General features: G+C 60.9%; 2 protein-coding genes. Both read left to right on the top strand.

Annotation, left to right across the window (positions count from 1 at the left end):
• The first annotated feature begins 164 nt into the window (after positions 1 to 164).
• The gene (locus tag NUV89_RS28940; RefSeq protein ID WP_257784011.1) at positions 165 to 1,880 is read left to right on the top strand and encodes a proline--tRNA ligase; all 1,716 of its coding nucleotides are present in this window, start codon (positions 165 to 167) and stop codon (positions 1,878 to 1,880) included.
• Between the two features lie 20 nt (positions 1,881 to 1,900).
• Positions 1,901 to 2,854 (top strand): hypothetical protein, encoded by a 954-nt coding sequence (locus NUV89_RS28935; RefSeq protein ID WP_207040591.1) that lies wholly within the window; start codon positions 1,901 to 1,903, stop codon positions 2,852 to 2,854.
• Positions 2,855 to 2,932: the final 78 nt, after the last annotated feature.

The raw sequence follows: 2,932 nt of genomic DNA, 5'->3' as shown, positions 1-2,932 counted from the left end.
TCAGTCGCTAAATCTTTTGCTGACCCACCGCATTCGCGAGCAAGCCCGCTCCCACACAAGCCTGCTCTCACATATTCCTCTGCATTCTGATACCTGTACTCCGGCTGCCCACGCCCGTACAATCCCAAGTCATTTCAAGTCCAAGCAACCGACAACGGCCTACCATGCGTACCAGTCAATATTTGCTCGCCACACAGAAAGAAACGCCTTCCGATGCGGTAGTAATCAGCCATCAGCTGATGCTGCGTGCCGGCATGATCCGCAAACTGGCCTCCGGCCTGTACACCTGGCTGCCCATGGGCTTGAAGGTGATGCGCAAGGTCGAAGCCATCGTTCGCGAAGAAATGAACGCCGCCGGCTCTCTGGAAGTGTTGATGCCGAGCACCCAACCGGCTGAACTGTGGCAGGAATCCGGGCGCTGGGAAGAGTACGGCCCTGAGTTGTTGCGCTTCAAGGATCGTCATGGCCGCGATTTCTGCGCCGGCCCGACCCACGAAGAAGTGATCACCGACCTGATGCGCAACGAGCTGAGCAGCTACAAGCAGCTGCCGCTGAACCTGTATCAGATCCAGACCAAATTCCGTGACGAAATCCGCCCACGCTTCGGCTTGATGCGCGGCCGTGAATTCATCATGAAGGACGCCTATTCGTTCCACGCTGACCAGGCATCGCTACAGGTCACCTACGACCGCATGCACCAGGCCTACTGCAACGTGTTCACGCGCCTGGGCCTGAAATTCCGCCCGGTTGAAGCGGACAACGGCTCCATCGGCGGCGCTGGCTCCCACGAATTCCACGTACTGGCCGAATCCGGCGAAGACGACATCGTGTTCAGCAACGGCTCCGACTACGCGGCGAACATCGAGAAAGCCGAAGCCGTGCCACGGGAAACGTCCCGCGCCGCGCCGGCTGAAGAGCTGCGCCTGGTGGATACGCCTGAGACCAAGACCATCGCGGCCCTGGTGGAAAAATTCAATCTGCCGATTGAAAAGACCATCAAGACCCTGATCGTGCGCGCCGAAGAAGAAGGCAAGCTGATCGCCCTGGTGATCCGTGGCGACCACGAACTCAACGAAATCAAGGCGGCCCAGCAACCTGGCGTGGCCAGCCCGCTGGTCATGGCCACCGATGCCGAACTGCGCGACGCCATTGGCGCCGGCGCCGGTTCCCTCGGCCCGCTGAACCTGCCGCTGCCGATCATCATCGACCGTTCGGTCGAACTGATGAGCGACTTCGGCATCGGCGCGAACATCGACGACAAGCACTACTTCGGCGTGAACTGGGAGCGTGACCTGCCGGTTCCGACCGTGGCCGATCTGCGTAACGTCGTCGCTGGCGACCCAAGCCCGGATGGCAAGGGCACCCTGGAAATCAAGCGCGGCATCGAAGTCGGGCACATCTTCCAGCTGGGCAACAAGTACAGCCAGGCGATGAACTGCAAGGTGCTGGGCGAAAACGGCAAGCCGGTAATCCTCGAAATGGGTTGCTACGGTATTGGCGTGTCCCGCGTGGTGGCCGCTGCCATCGAGCAGAACAACGACGCAAACGGCATCATCTGGAGCGACACCCTGGCGCCGTTCCAGATCGCCCTCGTGCCCCTGCGCTACGAAACCGAGCAAGTACGCGAAGCCACCGACAAACTGTATGCCGAACTGACGGCCGCCGGTTTTGAAGTGCTGCTGGATGACCGGGACAAGAAAACCAGCCCGGGCATCAAGTTCGCCGACATGGAACTGATTGGCATCCCGCACCGGATCGTGGTCAGTGACCGCGGCCTGGCCGATGGCAATCTGGAATACAAGAGCCGGACCGAAGCCGAAGCCCAACCGTTGCCGGTGGCTGACGTGCTGTCCTTCCTCCAGGCGCGTATTCGTCGCTGAAAACCAGATCAAGAGAAGTCATGTTCAAGCGAAACACCAGAGCCCTGGGGGGCGCCGCCTTGTGCGGCGCCCTGCTGGTCAGCGGCTGCGCCAACCAGATGTCGCAACGCAGTGAGCACGAGGAGCGGGTCGAGCGTAAGTTGCTCGACCACAGCCTGCAGATCGATGTAGGCGAACCCAAAGTGCTGGAGCTGCCGCAACGCCGGGTGCGCATTCACGAGCAGAAGACCTTTGAGGTCACCGAGTTCGAAGTCACCCGTCGTTACGACCGCTACACCCCCTACCAGCCCTGGCGCAAACTCTATGAGATGCCGTTGGGTGCCGTCGCCCTGGTGGCCGGCGCGGGTGCCAACGTGGTGAATATCTTCGCCCTGGGCAACCTGCCGACCAGCGTTACCCGCGACTGGCTGACCTATGGCGTGGACGGCCTTAACCCGTTCATGAACGTGCAGTCCCATGGCCGTGCGCAACAGAACCTGGCGGGTATCGATGAAGTCCAGCGCGACAAGCGCGTGGAGTATTCGAGCCTGCCCTGGAGCGAGCGCCCGGTACAAGTCACTGCCGGCAAGCAAACCCATGAGCTGAGCACCGACCGCAACGGCGTCCTGCGCCTGAACCTGTTGGACAGCCCCTTTGCCGAGCAGGACCTGAACCGCATCACCACCCTGAAAATCAGCGTGGAAGATGGCCAGGACGACGTGCATTCGGACTCCACACTGGCGATCAGCAGCACCTTGCGCGGCAAGCTGCTGGAAGCTCACGGCCTGATCTACGATGACCTGGAAGATGACGAGGTGAACCAGTGGGTGCACCGAGTCAAGCGCCTGTCGGAGTTGGGTTTGGAAGAGGAAGCCAGCGAGCTTGAGCAGAGCCTGATCGAACTGACGCGCAATGATCCCGAGTTGCAGCAGGAGTTTTTGCAGGCGTTGACCAAGGATGCGGGGCGGTTGGTCGCAGATCCTGGCGCTCGCTGAGATCTAAAGCCTGCTGAAGATCTAATGTGGGAGCGGGCTTGTGTGGGAGCGGGCTTGCTCGCGAATGCGGTGGTTCAG

Origin of the sequence: Pseudomonas sp. 18.1.10 (assembly GCF_024655625.1) — a bacterium.
Lineage (GTDB): Bacteria > Pseudomonadota > Gammaproteobacteria > Pseudomonadales > Pseudomonadaceae > Aquipseudomonas.
This window is presented reverse-complemented; position numbering and strand designations above follow the sequence as displayed.